Here is a 14,786-nt window from a genome sequence, read left to right on the forward strand (position 1 = left end):
TACCCACCGGCTCCAGTCCGGAAAAGTAGTGATACCGGGCGGATTTATGGAAATAAGCCCCGGAAAAACTGCCTTGGCGGGGCGTTGGCAACGTTCCCGACATCGTTTGCGCAAATTATTAGGATCATATTCTTCCGAATGGAAAAGGCTTCCTGTAACCTTAATCATGCCGACTGACCTCCGGCGGTTCTACAACTACACGGGTCTTCTTCGAAAAGTTTATAACCCTCTCTGCTCATGTCGCTTGCCGCCGCCTTCGATTTAACGGGTAAACTGGCCCTGGTAACCGGATGCAACCGGGGCATCGGGCAGGCCATGGCGCTGGGGCTGGCCGAAGCCGGGGCCGACATCATCGGGGTGTCGGCCACGCTGGCGCTGGAAGGCTCCGAGACGGCGCAGCAGGTGCAGGCCCTGGGCCGGCAGTTTCACGCGTATCAGGCCGATTTCAGCAGCCGCGCCGCCGTGGATGCCTTCCTGGAACAGGTGCAGCAGGATTTCCCCCGCATCGACATTCTGATCAACAACGCCGGCACCATCCGGCGCGCCCCCGCCGCCGAGCACGCCGACGCCGACTGGGACAACGTGCTGGCTATCAATCTTGACGCGCCGTTTCGTTTGGCCCGCTCCATTGGGGGGCGCATGCTGGCGCAGGGCTCGGGCAAGATTATCTTCACGGCCTCGCTGCTCACGTTTCAGGGCGGCATCAACGTGCCAGGCTACGCGGCCAGCAAGGGGGCCATTGGCTCGTTGGTGAAGGCGCTGGCCAACGAGTGGGCCGGCCGGGGCGTGAACGTGAATGCCATTGCACCCGGCTACATCGCCACTGATAACACCGAGGCCCTGCGCCAGGACCCCGAGCGCAGCAGCAGCATCCTGGGCCGCATTCCGGCCGGCCGCTGGGGCCAGCCCGACGACTTCAAAGGCCCGACGGTCTTCCTCGCCTCCAAAGCCGCCGACTATGTCCACGGCACCATCCTCACCGTGGATGGCGGCTGGATGGGGCGGTAGCGGTGAAGTTGTGAAAGGTGAAATGGTGAAATGTCTGGGTAAGACACCATCACAGCACCGCCGCCTCATCCAGCTCACAACTTAACCTTTCACCATTTCACCTTTCCTCACAAGATGACCCAACGATACGCCATCGGTCCGCGCGAAACAGCGGCAATGAACACTGCCGAGCTGCGGGAGAATTTCCTGCTCGAAAACCTGTTCGTGGCCGGTGATATTCAGCTGGTGTACACGCACTACGACCGGATGATGGTGGGCGGCGCGGTGCCCACGGCCGCGCCCATTGCGCTGCCGAACCCCGCCAATCTGAAAGCCGACTTCTTTTTGCAGCGCCGCGAGCTGGGCATCCTCAACATTGGGGCGGCCGGTACCGTGACGGTAGACGGCACCACCTACGAGCTGGGCCGCCAGGATTGCCTGTACGTGGGCCGCGGTGCCCGGGAAGTGGTTTTCGCCAGCGCTGACGCGGCCGCGCCGGCGAAGTTCTACCTGCTTTCCACGCCGGCCCACGCCAGCTACCCTACCACCCGCCTGACGCAGGCCGAGGCTACGCCCGTAACCATGGGCGCGCTGGAAACGGCTAATCAGCGCACCATCTACAAGTACATCTACGCTGAAGGCATCCGGAGCAGCCAGCTGGTGATGGGCCTCACGCAGCTGCACGCCGGCAGCGTCTGGAACACCATGCCCGCCCACACCCACGACCGGCGCATGGAAGCCTACCTCTACTTCGATTTGCCCGAGGGCCAGCGCGTGCTGCACCTCATGGGCCAGCCCCAGGAAACCCGCCACTTGTGGGTAGGCGAGGGGCAGGCCATTCTTTCCCCGCCGTGGTCCATTCACTCGGGCTGCGGCACGGCCGGCTACACCTTCATCTGGGGGATGGGCGGCGAAAACCAGGAGTACACCGACATGGACCCCGCGCCAATTGCGGAACTGCGCTAGCTCCCCAGGCCCGCGCAGCACTAGTTCCCACTCTAATTCCCACACCAGTTCGTCATGAAAAAAAATCTACTGTTGCTGGCCCCGCTACTGGCGGCCGTTGCAGCTCCCGCCTGGGCCCAGGAACGTCGTGTACAAGGCGTTGTGAAGTCGGACAAGGGCGAGGCCCTGCCCGGCGTGACGGTGGTGGTGAAAGGCACCACCGTTGGCGCTAGTACCGACGGCGAAGGCCGCTTCAGCCTGACCGTGCCCGCCAACGCCACCCTGCGTTTCAGCTACATCGGCTTCCTGCCGTTTGAGGTAGCAGTAGGCGACAAAACCGACTTCAGCGTGACGCTGAAGGAGGACAGCAAGACGCTGGACGACGTGGTGGTCATCGGCTACCAGGCCGTGCAGCGCCGCGACGTGACGGGCTCGGTATCCTCGGTGAGTGCCCAGCAGATCAAGGACATTCCGGTGAACTCCGCCGCTGAGGCCCTCACCGGCCGGCTGGCGGGCGTGCAGCTGACCTCGTCGGAAGGTACGCCCGGCAACCAGGACGTGCGGGTGCGGGTGCGGGGCGGGGGCTCCATCACCCAGGACAACTCGCCGCTCTACATCGTGGACGGTATTCAGATTGAAAACGCGCTGAGCGTGATTGCGCCCCAGGACATTGCCTCCGTGGATGTGCTCAAGGACGCTTCGGCCACGGCCATTTACGGGGCACGCGGGGCCAACGGTGTGGTGATTATCACCACCAAAAAGGGCATCGAGGGCAAAACCGTTATCAGCTACAACGGCTTCGCCGGCTTCCGCCGCATCAGCAAGAAGCTGGGCGTACTTAAGCCCGATGACTACCTGAACTACCAGTTTGAGCGCGCCCAGCAGGCCGGCGCAACGGGCCAGGGCGGCCTGAGCACGTTTGCCAAGCTGTTCGGCTCGCGCAACTTCATGAGCGACACGCTCACCCGCGCCCGCCAAGCCCCGTTCATCGATTGGCAGGACGAAATTTTCGGGCGCGACGCTTTCCAGCAGACGCATAACCTGTCGGTAGCCGGCGGGGTGAAGGGCACCACCTACTCGCTGAGCCTGACCCACAACGATGAGGACGGCATCCAGCGCGGCTCCGATTACACCCGCAACCTGGTTAACTTCCGCTTCGATACCAAAGCCACTGAGAAGCTGCGCGTGGGCCTGAACCTGCGCTTTAACGACCAGATTACCAACGGCGCGGGTACTTCTACCTCGGGCTCCAGCGTGACCTCCCGCCTGCGTAACACGGTGCAGTACATGCCGCTGTCGGTACCTAACTCCTCGGGCGTGGTGGTGGACCCCAATACCTTCGACGACGACTTCTTCACCAACTCCTCGCTGGTCAACCCGCTCATCACCATCGACAGCGAGTACCGCCGCGACAAGCGCCGCACCTTCAACATTGGGGGTAACGTGGGTTTGGAGCTGATGAAAGGCCTCACCTTCCGCTCCACGGCCGGTATCGACATTACTAATTTCGACCTGAGCACGTTCAACGGCCGGTTTTCGCCCACCATCCGGCAGGCGGCCGGCGGATACCTGAACCTGCCGTTTGCCACCATCACCACGGCCAACCAGCTCACGTTTAACAACAACAACGTGCTGGATTACGCGCTGACTACCGGTAAGCACCAGATTGGCGTGCTGCTGGGCGAGGAAACCTACCAGCAGCAAACCAAGCAGCAGTACATCCAGACCAACTACCTCCCGCTGGATATTACCGCCGAGCGGGCGTTGGCCAACATCAACCAGGGCGTGCTGCCGGCCGGCCAGACGGCCCAGCCCGTACTGCCGAGCACCAGCATCCCGAACGATTACCGCCTGCTCTCGGGCTTCGGCCGGCTGACCTACTCGTTCGACGACAAGTACCTGTTCACGGGTACGTTCCGGGCCGATGGCTCGTCGAAGTTCCGCGACGGGAACCGCTGGGGCTACTTCCCGGGCGCTTCGGTGGCCTGGCGCATTTCCAAGGAGGAGTTCTTCAAGGCCGTACCGGCCGTGTCGGATTTGAAATTCCGCCTCAGCTACGGCCAGGCCGGTAACAACCGCATCAACGACTTCCTCTACGATCAGCTGTTCGGGGCAGGCAACGCGCCGTATTATCTCAACCATTTGCAGGTGCTGGGCTCCTCGGCCACCACGCTGCCTAACCCGGAGCTGAAGTGGGAAGTAACCACCTCCCGCGACTTCGGGGTGGACCTGGCGCTGTGGGAAAACCGGTTGCAGTTCACCGGCGACATCTACTACAACACCACCACCGACCTGCTCATCAACCGGCCCATTCCGCCGTTCCTGGGCTACACCAGCCAGCTCCAGAACATCGGTGAAACCTCCAACAAAGGCATTGAGTTGCAGCTGACGGGCAACATCGTCAACAAGCCCAACTTCACCTGGACGGCCACGGCCAACGCCTCCATGAACCGGGGCAAGATTGAAAGCCTGGGCTCGGGCCTGTCGGAAATTCCGGGCATTGCCTCGGGCTGGGCCGGCACCGCCCTCAACCGCGACTACGTGGCCCGCGTGGGCCAGCCGGTGGGCCAGATGTTCGGCTTCGTAACCGACGGCTACCTGACCGCCGACGACTTCGAAACCTACAACACCACCACCCAGACCTGGACGCCCAAGGCCGGCCTGGTAAACAACCTGGGCCTGATTGGCGAAACCGCCTTCCGCCCCGGTATCATCAAGCTCAAGGATCTGAACAACGACGGCCTGATCAATGACCAGGACCAGACGGTTATCGGCAACGCCAACGCCAAGGTGACGGGCGGCCTCAACCAGCAGTTCACCTTCCACAACTTCGACGCCAGCGTGTTCCTGAACTTTGTGCTGGGCAACGACATCTACAACGCCAACAAGCTGGAGTTTACCTCCAACACGGCCAACACCGTGTTCAGCAACGTGCTGGATGTGATGGAGGACCGCTACCGCACCATCAACGCCGATGGCACGCCCATTACCGATCTGGCCACGCTGCGCCAGGTAAACCAGAACGCCAACATCTGGACGCCGACGCGCAACTACTTCCTGCACTCCTGGGCCGTGGAGGACGGTTCCTTCCTGCGCGTGAACAACGTGACGCTGGGCTACACCTTGCCCAAGGCTCTGACCACCCGGGCCAAAGTGCAGCAGCTACGCTTCTACGTGACGCTCAACAACCTGTACACCTTCACCAAATACACCGGCTACGACCCGGAGGTGAACACCCGCCGCTCGTCGCCGCTCACGCCCGGCGTTGATTACGCGGCCTACCCCCGCAGCCGCGCCTTCCTGTTCGGCCTGAACCTGTCCCTGTAATTCCCACCCGCTTTTTGCTCACCGCACTATGAAATCGTTTATTTCCGTTCGGGCCGCACTGGCCGGGCTGGCCTTGGCGGGCAGCGCCGGGGTAATCACCTCCTGCAAAGACTTCCTCGATGTGGAGGCGCTGGCCCTGAACACCACGGCCTCTACCTTCAGCACCGTGGCCGGCGCTACGGCCGCCGTTATCGGGGCCTACGACCCGCTCTCCGGCGACCAGACCTATGGCACCCGCATCAGCACCTATTTCCCCTATGATTCCGACGAGATGATCGGGTCGTCGGGGGCATCTGATGGCGCGCGGCGCAGCATTGCCCGCTACAAGTCGCTGGCCACCAATACCGAAATCACCAACCCCTGGAACACGCTCTACCAGGGCGTGGAGCGCACGAACATCTGCATTCAGCAGATTCCGCAGATGGCCCTCTACAACGGTGGTACCGCCGCCGATACGGCCGCGCTGCACCGCCTGCACGGCGAGGTGCTCACGCTGCGGGCCCAGTATTACTTTGAGCTGATCCGCAACTGGGGCGACGTGCCCGCGCAGTTCACGCCCTCGGTTTCGGGCCAGGATTTCAACCTGCCCAACGCCGACCGCAACGCCACGCTTACCACGCTGATTGCCGATTTGCTACAGGCCGAAAAGCTGGTGCCCTGGCGCTCCAAAGCCGGCGCCAACGGCGAGCGAATCACCAAGGGTGCCGTGAAGGCTCTGCGGGCCCGCCTGGCTTTGTACCGCGGTGGCTACTCGCTGAAGGACGCGCAGATGACGCGCCCCGCCGACTACCTCGACTACTACCGCATTGCCCGCGAGGAGTGCGCTGGCCTGCTGGCCAACCGGGGCGAGCATACGCTCAACGCCAGCTTCCTGGAGCTGTTCAAGAGCATCAATGAGCAGCGCCCCGAGGCCGCCAACGAAATCATGTTCCAGGTAGGCATGGGCGGCTCCACCGCCGTGTCGGACAGCAAGCTGGGCTACTACAACGGCCCGCGCTTGAATGCCTCGCCCATCTACGGCTCTACTCAGGGCGCGGTGAACGTGGTGCCGACCTACTTCTACGCCTTCGACTCGCTGGACGCCCGCCGCGACGTAACCATCACCACCTACACTATCCCGGCCAACAACTTCCAGGCCGGGGTGGCTTTGGGTGCCATTACCGACGGCAAGTTCCGCCGTGACTGGCACTCGCCCGCCATTCCGGGCACCGGCAACTACCTGGGCTACAACTGGCCCATCATCCGCTTTGCCGATGTGCTGCTGATGTTTGCCGAAACCGAGAACGAACTGAACGGCCCCACCGCTGCCGCCCAGAACGCACTGCTGGAAGTGCGCACCCGTGGCTTCGGTGGCAACCGCACCCGCGCTTTGGCCGGCCTGAACCTGACTTCCAAAGCCAGCTTCTTCACCGCTCTGGTGGATGAGCGGTACCTGGAGTTCGGCAGTGAAGGCATCCGCAAGTATGATTTGCTGCGCTGGAACCTGTTTGAGGCCAAGCTGGCTGAAACCAAAGCCAATCTGCTCAAGCTGGCCCTTAACCAGGCGCCCTACCAGAACGTGCCCCAGTATATGTACTACCGCACACCAGCCGCCGGCAACGTGCAGTGGGTACGTTCCTTTTACCGCCCAGCCCCGGCTACGCCTCCTACTGGCACCACCTTCCGTGTGAACTGGCGTCAGGCCATTGATGCGGCCTACATTGCCAACACCCGACCCACCGGTACTACCGCCACCGTCGGCACCACCACGGCCACCAGCATCGGCTCCGGCCTCGCCGCTGAGTACGTGCCCGGCCAGGGCAAAGAACTGCTGCCTATCCCGCAGAGCACTCTCTCCGCCGACCCGGCTCTGAAGCAGAATTTCGGCTACTAGGTAAACCAGAACGTCATTCCGAGTATCGCGAGGAATGACGTTCTAAACTCACCGCAACCACCATGAACAACGAAACCTGGCTGACCGTGGCCGACGGCGTGCAACGGCAGGTACTGGCCCACGGGCCTGAGCTGATGCTGGTGAAAGTACGCTTTGAAACCGGCGGCATCGGGGCACGGCACCAGCACGTGCACACCCAGATTACCTACGTGGAAAGCGGGGTGTTCCGGTGCGAGGTGGGGGAGGAGAAAGTGGTGCTGCACGCCGGCGGAACGTTCTATGCCGCGCCCAACGTGTGGCACGGCGTGGAGTGCCTGGAAGCCGGCGTGCTGCTCGATTCGTTCAGCCCGATGCGGGAAGATTTTGTGTAAACGCGGCGGCTGACGCCAACTGTCTATGAAACGAGTATTGACCTTGCTGTTCCTGCTGGTGGGGGTTGGGGAAATGGGAATCTTAACGGCCCGAGCCCAGCAGGTAACGGTGGCAGCGGATGGTTCGGGCGAGTTCCGGACCATCCAGGCCGCTCTCAATAGCTTGCCCAACGAGGCCGCCAAGCCGCGCACGGTGTACATCAAGAATGGCACCTACCGCGAGAAAGTGCTGCTCGATGGCAAGCAGAACATCATTATCAAAGGCCAGAGCGAAAAGGGCGTGGTGCTGACCTACAGCCAGGCCCGCGACGCCTGGCGCTGCGACCCGGCCGGCGGACCCGACGACTTCGGGGCCGCCACCCTGAACCTGCGCAACTCGCCCGACATCACGCTGGAAAACCTCACGGTGCTGAACCCCTACGGCTTCGAGGCCGCCGGCGACGTGCTGATTCCCTGCCCCCAGGAGCCCGGCGGGCAGCGTAAAGTGGGCAAAACCGGCCACCAGATGGCTTTGCGCACCATGCCCGGCACCACCCGCCTCACCGTGAAGCACTGCACCTTCCGGGCCCTGGGCGGCGACACCGTGAGCCCCTGGGACGTGGACGCCGGCCTGTACTACTTTCAGGACTGCACCATGGAAGGCGGCGTGGATTTCTACTGCCCCCGGGGCTGGGCCTACGCCGAAAACTGCCTGTTCATCTGCCACAACCCCAACGCCGCCATCTGGCACGATGGCTCGGGGGAGGAAGACCAGAAAACGGTGCTGAAAAACTGCCGCTTCGAGGGCGACCCAAACTTCAAGCTCGGCCGCTTCCACCGGGAGGCGCAGTTCTACCTCATCAACTGCCGCTTCGCCAAGGAAATGGCCGATGCCGACATCTACTGGGCCGAATCTGGCCCTGGGGCCAAGCAGTGGGGCCGCCGCGTGTACTATGCCGGCTGCCACCGGGAGGGCGGCGACTACGCCTGGTTCCAGGACAACCTGAGCACCGCCAAAGGCAGCCCCACCGCCCGCCAGGTTTCGGCCGACTGGACCTTTGGGGGCCGCTGGTACCCAAAATCGAAACGGCCGGCTACGGTGCCGCTAAAGGCCGCCGCACCCGGCCCAGATAAGTACGCCGGCCTGCCCCGACAGACGCTGGTAGCCGCCGAAACCGGCACGGCCGCGCTGCCCAACGCCACGGCCGCTGCGCTGGCCGCCCCCCTGCGCGACTCGGTGGCCGACCGCATGCTGGTGTACCAGCGCGCGGTGGGCGGCTGGCCCAAGGCGGTGAACGAGGTGAAAGTGAAATACGACCACCCGCTGACGGCTGCTGAGCGCGCCGCCGCCCGCGCCGTCACCAGCAAGCCCGACGCCACCATCGACAACGACGCCACCACCCGCGAAATTCGCTACCTGGCCGGGGCTTTTGCCACTACCCGCAACCCCGCCTATCTGGCTGCCGCCGAGAAAGGCGTCCGCTACCTGCTGCAGATGCAGTACCCCAACGGCGGCTTCCCGCAGTACTACCCTGACCTGAGCAGCTACCGTCACCAGATTACCTACAACGACGACGCCATGATCCGGGCTTTGCAGGTGCTGCGCGACGTGAGTCGCCGCGCCAACGGCCTGGAGGTGTTGGACGCCACGCTGGCGGAGCCCGCCCAGCAGGCCGTGAACCGCGGCATCGAGTGCATCCTGAAAACCCAGTATGTACAGAACGGCACGCTCACGGCCTGGTGCGCCCAGCACGACGAGAAAACCCTGCTGCCGGTGAAGGCCCGCGCCTTTGAGCTGGCCTCCCTGAGCGGCATGGAAACCGTGAACATCGTGCGGTTTCTGATGGACACCGAAAACCCCACGCCCGCCATCAAAAAGTCGATTGAAGCGGCGGTGGCCTGGCTGGAGGCGGTGAAGCTGTCGGGCTTCGCCGTGAAAGACCAGCCCGACCCCAAACAGCCGAAAGGCTTTGACCGGGTGATGGTGCCCGAGGCCGGCTCCGTTATCTGGGCCCGCTTCTACGACCTGAAAGCTAACCGGCCCATCTACGTAGGGCGCGATTCGCAGCCCCGCCCGGCCCTGGCCGACATCGAGTATGAGCGCCGCACCGGCTACGCCTATGCCGGCGTGTGGCCCGCCAAGCTGCTGAGTCGCGACTACCCGCGCTGGCAGCAAAAATGGAACAGCAATGCCCCGCAGGGCCGCAACAACTAACGGTTTTATCATGCCGCAACTTTCCCGTCAACTTCTCTCGCCGGCCGCCGCCGGCCCCGTGGCCCTGCCGTCGGCTGACCTGCTGAACCTGCCCGAAAAAGTGCTGCAATTCGGCACCGGCGTGCTGCTGCGCGGCCTGCCCGATTACCTCATCGACAAAGCCAACCGCCAAGGCATCTTCAACGGCCGCATTGTGGTGGTGAAAAGCACCGACGGCGGCGACATCGACGCCTTCCGCCGCCAGGACGGCCTCTACACCCTCGGCATCCGGGGCATTGAGGACGGCCGAGAAATAGTGGAAAACGTGGTGTGCGGCGCCATCAGCCGGGTGCTGTCGGCCAAAAGCCAGTGGGCCGATATCCTGGCCTGCGCCGCCAACCCCGAGCTGACGGTTGTCATCTCCAACACTACCGAAGTCGGCATTCAGCTCGTTTCCGACGACATTACCCAGAGCCCGCCCCAGTCGTTTCCGGGCAAGCTGCTGGCGTTTCTGCTGGCCCGCTACCACGCGTTTCAGGGCGACAAAGCCCGGGGGCTGGTGATTGTGCCCACCGAGCTGATTCCGGACAACGGCAGTAAGCTGGAAAGCATTCTGCTGGAGCAGGCCCACCGCAACAACCTCGACGCTGAGTTCATCGACTGGCTGGAAACGGCCAACCAGGTGTGCAACTCGCTGGTGGACCGCATCGTGCCCGGCCGCCCCGACGCGGCCACCCAAACGGCCCTGGAAACCGAGCTGGGCTACCACGACGAGCTGCTGACCATGTCGGAGGTGTACACGCTGTGGGCCATTGAGGGCGACGCCCGGGTGAAGCAGGTGCTCAGCTTCGAGCAGGCCGACGCCGGCGTGGTGGTGCAGCCCGATATCAACCTGTTCCGGGAGCTGAAGCTGCGCCTGCTCAACGGCACCCACACGCTCAGCTGCGGTCTGGCCTTCCTGGCCGGTCTGCCCACCGTGCGCGAAGCCATGGAAGACGCCGATTTGGCCGGCTTCATTCACAACCTGATGCTGGGGGATTTACTGCCCGGCATCCCGTACGCCGTGGATGAGAAAGTAGGTCAGCGCTTCGGGATGCAGGTCCTCGACCGGTTCCGCAACCCCGCCATCGAGCACCGCTGGCTCTCCATTTCGATGAACTACACGGCCAAGCTGCAGATGCGCTGCGTGCCCACGCTGCTGCACTACCACCGCAAGCTGCACGCCGTGCCGCACTACATGGCCCTGGGCTTTGCCGCCTACCTGCGCTTCATGCGCGCCACCCGGCAGGAGGGAGGCGTATGGTACGGCGAGGCCAACGGCCAGTCCTACCCGATTCAGGACGAAAAGGCCAGCTACTTCGCCGACCTCTGGCAGCGCCTGGAGCCCGCCGAGCTGACCCGCACCGTGCTGCACAACCAACCCCTCTGGGGCCACGACCTGCTGCTGCTCCCCGGCTTCGCCGACTGCGTAACCCGCTATCTGGAACAGCTACTGGAGCTGGGTGCCCCCGCCACCGTCGCCCACGCCCTCAACCGCAAGCCGGTGGCAGTGTAGAGACGCGACACTTCGCGTCTCCTCGTTGAACGGCAATAGCTAAATACCCCCGAACGGCGCGGCTGACGAGACGCGAAATGTCGCGTCTCTACGACGTTCTTACTTACCCCCGAAAATGAAACACCTGGTAGCCAAAATTCACCCCGACGATAACGTGCTGGTGGCCCTGCAGGACCTGCCGGTGGGCACGCCCGTGACGTGGGACGGCACCACCGTAACCACCACCGAAAAGATACCCGCCAAGCACAAGCTGGCCTTACAGTTCCTAGCCCCCGGCGACCCGGTACACATGTACGGCGTGCTGGTGGGCAAAGCGGCGCAGGCCATTGGCGTGGGCGGCCTGCTCACCACCAGCAACATGCGCCACGCCACCGACAGCTACGACGAGCACCGCCAACACCGCCCGGAATGGCCCGCCCCCGAGGTGAGCCAGTGGCAGGAGCGCACCTTTCAGGGCTTTCACCGCCCCGATGGCCGCGTGGGTACCGCCAACTACTGGCTGGTAATTCCGCTGGTGTTCTGCGAGAACCGCAACATTCAGGTGCTGGAAGAAGCCCTGGTGAACGACCTGGGCTACGCCCGCCGCAAAAGCTACCAGCCCCAGACCCAGGAGCTGATTTCGTTGCTACGGGCCGGCAAAACCGTGGAGGAAATCCTGGCCACCGACCTGCACTCGGCCGAGGACGGCCAAGCCCGGCCCCGCCTGTTTCCGAACGTGGACGGTGTGCGGTTTCTGACCCACGAGGGCGGCTGCGGCGGCATTCGGCAGGATGCCCAGACGCTGTGTGGGCTGCTGGCCGGCTACATCACTCATCCCAACGTGGCGGGCGCTACCGTACTCAGTCTGGGCTGCCAGAACGCGCAGGTGAGCATGTTGCAGGCCGAAATTGACCGACGCAGTCCGGGTGGGCTGCAGAAGCCGCTGTATATTCTGGAACAGCAGAAAATCGGGACTGAGGAAGCCCTCATCAGCACGGCTTTGCGCCAGACGTTTGCCGGCCTCATGCTGGCCAACCAGGCCACCCGCCAGCCCGCCCCGCTCAGCAAGCTCTGCATCGGGCTGGAGTGCGGCGGCTCCGATGGCTTCTCGGGCATCTCGGCCAACCCCGCCGTGGGCCACGTTTCCGATTTGCTGGTGGCCCTGGGCGGCTCCGTGATTCTGGCCGAATTCCCGGAGCTGTGCGGGGTGGAGCAGGAGTTGGTAGACCGTAGCGTGGATACGGCCACGGCCGAGCGGTTCAGCTCCCTGATGAAAGCCTACGGCGACTCGGCCGTGGCCGTGGGCTCGGGCTTCGACATGAACCCGTCGCCGGGCAACATCCGCGACGGGCTGATTACCGACGCCATGAAATCGGCCGGGGCGGCCCGCAAGGGCGGTTCCTCGCCGGTAGTGGCCGTGCTCGATTATCCCGAGCTGGTGACGCAGCCCGGCCTGAATCTGCTCTGCACCCCCGGTAACGACGTGGAATCGACCACGGCGGAGGTGGGCTCGGGGGCCACGGTGGTGCTGTTTACCACCGGTCTGGGCACGCCTACCGGCAACCCCATTGCCCCGGTGGTCAAAATCAGCAGCAACACGGCCCTTGCCCGCCGCATGCCCGATATCATCGACCTGAACACCGGCACCGTCATCGATGGGGAGGAAACCATTGAACAGGCTGGCGCCCGCATCCTCGACTACGTGGTGCGCGTGGCCAGCGGCGAGGAAGTAGCCGCCGTCCGCCACGACCAAACCGATTTCATCCCCTGGAAGCGCGGGGTGTCGCTGTAAGGGAGTTGTCAGTTACTGGTTGTCAGTTGTCAGTATCCGGCGTGTCATTCCGAGGCCTGACAACCGATAACGAATAACTGACAACTGATGACCCACCGCCCCCGGCTACCGGGAACGTTTGCGTAGATAAATATGCGTTTCGACGCCGAAAACGGCACTTATCGGGGAGGGAACCCGGTATCTTTAACCGACCCATCCTTCCCACCCACCAGGAACCACCCGCTAGTTTTTGCCGCTTATGAAGCCCTTTCTCAACGAGGATTTCCTGCTCCGGACCGCTACGGCCCGCACGCTCTACCACGAGTATGCCCAGCAGATGCCCATCATTGATTACCACAACCACCTGCTGCCCGACCAGATTGCCGAGGATCGGCAGTTTGACACCATCACGCAGGTGTGGCTCTACGGCGACCATTACAAGTGGCGGGCCATGCGCACCAACGGCGTGCCCGAGCGCTACATCACCGGCGACGCCTCCGACTGGGAGAAGTTCGAGAAATGGGCCGAAACCGTGCCCCAGACCGTGCGCAACCCGCTCTACCACTGGACGCACCTGGAGCTGCAGCGCTACTTCGGCATCACGGAGCTGCTGAGCCCGGCCTCGGCCCGCCGCATCTACGACCAGTGCAACGCCCTGCTGCAAACCCCCGAGTACTCGGTGCGCAACCTGCTGCGCAAGATGAACGTGGAGGCCCTCTGCACCACCGACGACCCATCTGACTCCCTGGAGCACCACCGCGCCCTGCAAAGCAGCGACTTTGAAATTCAGGTGCTGCCCACGTTCCGCCCCGATAAGGCCATGGCCGTGGAAGACTCCGCCACTTACAATGCCTACCTGGATAAGCTGGGCCAGTCGGCGGCCGTGGATATCCACACCTACCACGACCTGCAAACGGCCCTGCGCCTGCGCCACGACTACTTCGCGGCCCTGGGCTGCCGCCTTTCCGACCACGGTCTGGAGCAGCTTTACGCCGCCGACTACACCGACGCGGAAATCAACGACATCTTCCTCAAGATTCGGGGCGGGCAGGAGCTGACCGCCGCTGAAGTGGTGCAGTTCAAGTCGGCAATGCTGATTTTGCTGGCTGAAATGGACTGGGAAAAGGGCTGGACCCAGCAGTTCCATCTGGGTGCGCTGCGCAACAACAACGCCCGCATGCTGCGCCAACTCGGCCCCGATACCGGCTGGGACTCCATCGGCGACTTCTCGCAGGGCCGCGCGCTGTCCACCTTCCTTGACCGCCTCGACGGGCAGGATAAGCTGGCCAAAACCATTCTCTACAACCTCAACCCTGCCGACAACGAGCTGATGGCCACGATGGTGGGTAACTTCAACGACGGCTCGGTGGCCGGCAAGGTGCAGTTCGGCTCGGGCTGGTGGTTCCTGGATCAGAAGGACGGCATGGAAAAGCAGCTCAACGCCCTGAGTAACATGGGCCTGCTAAGCCGTTTCGTGGGCATGCTCACCGACTCGCGCAGCTTCCTTTCGTACCCGCGCCATGAGTATTTCCGCCGCGTGCTCTGCAACCTGCTGGGTCAGGACGTGGAAAACGGCGAGCTGCCCGACGACCTGGAGCTGCTCGGCAGCATCGTGCAGAACATCTGCTACCACAACGCCAAAGCATACTTCGGCTTCGAGAAAGTGCCCGCCGAATCGGCCGCGGTATAACAACGTCCCGGTCCGGCGGCTGCAAGCCGTCGGGCCGGTTACCTCCTGAGCCACCCGCACGAGGACTTAACAACGTCAGCCCACGACGACCGGCCCGACGGCTTTCAGCCGCCGG

The 14,786-nt window shown here is 63.5% G+C and carries 9 protein-coding genes; all 9 read left to right on the forward strand.

What is annotated here, in order from left to right:
- Positions 1–237: 237 nt before the first annotated feature.
- Positions 238–1,008 carry a 2-dehydro-3-deoxy-D-gluconate 5-dehydrogenase KduD gene (gene kduD, locus EI293_RS10955; protein WP_125437524.1) on the forward strand — a complete coding sequence of 257 codons (771 nt, stop codon included), beginning with the start codon at positions 238–240 and terminating at the stop codon, positions 1,006–1,008.
- A 114-nt stretch (positions 1,009–1,122) separates the two neighbouring features.
- Positions 1,123–1,953: a 5-dehydro-4-deoxy-D-glucuronate isomerase gene (gene kduI / locus EI293_RS10960; RefSeq protein ID WP_125437526.1), complete on the forward strand. Its 831-nt coding sequence runs from the start codon at positions 1,123–1,125 to the stop codon at positions 1,951–1,953.
- 54 nt (positions 1,954–2,007) lie between these two features.
- On the forward strand, positions 2,008–5,259 hold the full coding sequence (locus EI293_RS10965; protein ID WP_125437528.1) for a SusC/RagA family TonB-linked outer membrane protein: 3,252 nt from the start codon (positions 2,008–2,010) through the stop codon (positions 5,257–5,259).
- Positions 5,260–5,287: 28 nt separating this feature from the next.
- Positions 5,288–7,132: a RagB/SusD family nutrient uptake outer membrane protein gene (locus EI293_RS10970; RefSeq protein WP_125437530.1), complete on the forward strand. Its 1,845-nt coding sequence runs from the start codon at positions 5,288–5,290 to the stop codon at positions 7,130–7,132.
- A 62-nt stretch (positions 7,133–7,194) separates the two neighbouring features.
- Positions 7,195–7,503 (forward strand): cupin domain-containing protein, encoded by a 309-nt coding sequence (locus EI293_RS10975; RefSeq protein WP_125437532.1) that lies wholly within the window; start codon positions 7,195–7,197, stop codon positions 7,501–7,503.
- A 25-nt stretch (positions 7,504–7,528) separates the two neighbouring features.
- Complete coding sequence (gene pelA / locus EI293_RS22370; protein WP_246010614.1) at positions 7,529–9,697, forward strand: pectate lyase; 2,169 nt, start codon at positions 7,529–7,531, stop codon at positions 9,695–9,697.
- Between the two features lie 10 nt (positions 9,698–9,707).
- Positions 9,708–11,231 carry a tagaturonate reductase gene (locus EI293_RS10990; protein WP_125437534.1) on the forward strand — a complete coding sequence of 508 codons (1,524 nt, stop codon included), beginning with the start codon at positions 9,708–9,710 and terminating at the stop codon, positions 11,229–11,231.
- A 115-nt stretch (positions 11,232–11,346) separates the two neighbouring features.
- Positions 11,347–13,002, forward strand: a complete 1,656-nt coding sequence (locus EI293_RS10995; protein WP_125437536.1) for a UxaA family hydrolase — start codon at positions 11,347–11,349, stop codon at positions 13,000–13,002.
- A 238-nt stretch (positions 13,003–13,240) separates the two neighbouring features.
- Complete coding sequence (gene uxaC, locus EI293_RS11000; RefSeq protein ID WP_125437538.1) at positions 13,241–14,671, forward strand: glucuronate isomerase; 1,431 nt, start codon at positions 13,241–13,243, stop codon at positions 14,669–14,671.
- Positions 14,672–14,786 lie beyond the last annotated feature (115 nt).

It is taken from the genome of Hymenobacter perfusus (assembly GCF_003944765.1).
GTDB classification, from domain to species: Bacteria; Bacteroidota; Bacteroidia; order Cytophagales; family Hymenobacteraceae; genus Hymenobacter; species Hymenobacter perfusus.

Excerpts from the sequence above, each read along its gene's own strand:
- kduD (WP_125437524.1), top strand. The coding sequence starts at position 238 with ATGTCGCTTGCCGCCGCCTTCGATTTAACGGGTAAACTGGCCCTGGTA.
- kduI (WP_125437526.1), top strand. The coding sequence starts at position 1,123 with ATGACCCAACGATACGCCATCGGTCCGCGCGAAACAGCGGCAATGAAC.
- EI293_RS10965 (WP_125437528.1), top strand. The coding sequence starts at position 2,008 with ATGAAAAAAAATCTACTGTTGCTGGCCCCGCTACTGGCGGCCGTTGCA.
- EI293_RS10970 (WP_125437530.1), top strand. The coding sequence starts at position 5,288 with ATGAAATCGTTTATTTCCGTTCGGGCCGCACTGGCCGGGCTGGCCTTG.
- EI293_RS10975 (WP_125437532.1), top strand. The coding sequence starts at position 7,195 with ATGAACAACGAAACCTGGCTGACCGTGGCCGACGGCGTGCAACGGCAG.
- pelA (WP_246010614.1), top strand. The coding sequence starts at position 7,529 with ATGAAACGAGTATTGACCTTGCTGTTCCTGCTGGTGGGGGTTGGGGAA.
- EI293_RS10990 (WP_125437534.1), top strand. The coding sequence starts at position 9,708 with ATGCCGCAACTTTCCCGTCAACTTCTCTCGCCGGCCGCCGCCGGCCCC.
- EI293_RS10995 (WP_125437536.1), top strand. The coding sequence starts at position 11,347 with ATGAAACACCTGGTAGCCAAAATTCACCCCGACGATAACGTGCTGGTG.
- uxaC (WP_125437538.1), top strand. The coding sequence starts at position 13,241 with ATGAAGCCCTTTCTCAACGAGGATTTCCTGCTCCGGACCGCTACGGCC.